The following is a 973-nucleotide window of genomic DNA, read 5'->3' as shown; positions in this document are numbered from 1 at the left end:
GAGGCCAGCATCTGATGGTCCGACCAATTTCCAACGATTTGCGTAAGCGCGCGGTATCCGCTGTTGCCAAAGGTGAGAGCTGCCGATCTGTGGCGGAACGGTTTGGTGTTGCGGTCTCGTCAGTTGTGAAGTGGTCACAGCGTTATAGAACGACCGGCTCGGTAGCGCCTGGCAAGATGGGCGGTCACCGCAAGCCTGTGCTTGATCCGCACCGCGCCTTCATCGTCGAGCGGATCACTCAGACGCCACACCTGACGCTGCATGGTCTGAAGGCGGAACTGGCAGCCCGTGGGGTCAAGGTCTCACACAACGCGGTCTGGCTGTTCCTGCGCCGGGAAGGGCTACGGTTCAAAAAAAACACTGTTCGCCCTCGAACAGGCTCGCGCCGACGTCTCTCGTAGGCGCCAGCGTTGGCGATCCTGGCAGGCTGGGCTCGATCCGGGTCGGCTCGTCTTCATCGATGAAACCTGGATCAAGACCAACATGGCCCCTTTGCGGGGCTGGGGCCCCAAAGGCGCACGCCTGCGCGGCTTCGCCCCGCACGGCCACTGGCGTACCCTCACATTCCTCGGCGCACTCCGCCATGACCAGCTCACGGCACCCTGCGTCTTCGACGGTCCGATCAACGGCGAATGCTTCCGCGCTTATGTGAAGCACCTTCTCCTGCCAACCCTGCGCGAAGGCGACATCGTCATGCTCGACAATCTCGGAAGCCACAAGTCGAAAGCTGTCAGGCAGATGATCCAGGCTGCTGGCGCCAGGCTCTGGTACCTGCCGCCTTACTCGCCCGACCTCAACCCGATCGAACAGGCCTTCTCAAAGATCAAACACTGGATGCGGCAAGCTCAGAAGCGCACCATCGAGGACACTTGGCGACACATCGGCCACCTCGTCCAAGACATCCAACCTCGCGAATGCGCCAACTACTTCGCCAGCGCCGGCTATGGTTCAATCAAAATGTGAAACGCTCTAG

Annotated in this window: 1 protein-coding gene; it reads left to right on the top strand. The window is 60.8% G+C overall.

Features of this window, described 5'->3' with window-relative positions; translation table 11 throughout:
* Positions 1–14 precede the first annotated feature (14 nt).
* Positions 15–963, top strand: a protein-coding gene (locus tag XI06_RS12900; RefSeq protein ID WP_271605481.1) for an IS630 family transposase whose coding sequence is annotated in 2 segments (ribosomal slippage) — positions 15–350 and positions 352–963 — 948 coding nt in all. Because the reading frame shifts where the segments join, the coding sequence is not laid out codon by codon here.
* Positions 964–973 lie beyond the last annotated feature (10 nt).

It is taken from the genome of Bradyrhizobium sp. CCBAU 11434 (assembly GCF_028128895.1).
Lineage (GTDB): Bacteria > Pseudomonadota > Alphaproteobacteria > Rhizobiales > Xanthobacteraceae > Bradyrhizobium > Bradyrhizobium zhengyangense.
The sequence above is the reverse complement of the archived record's forward strand: the minus strand, read 5'-3'. Positions and strand labels throughout refer to the sequence as shown.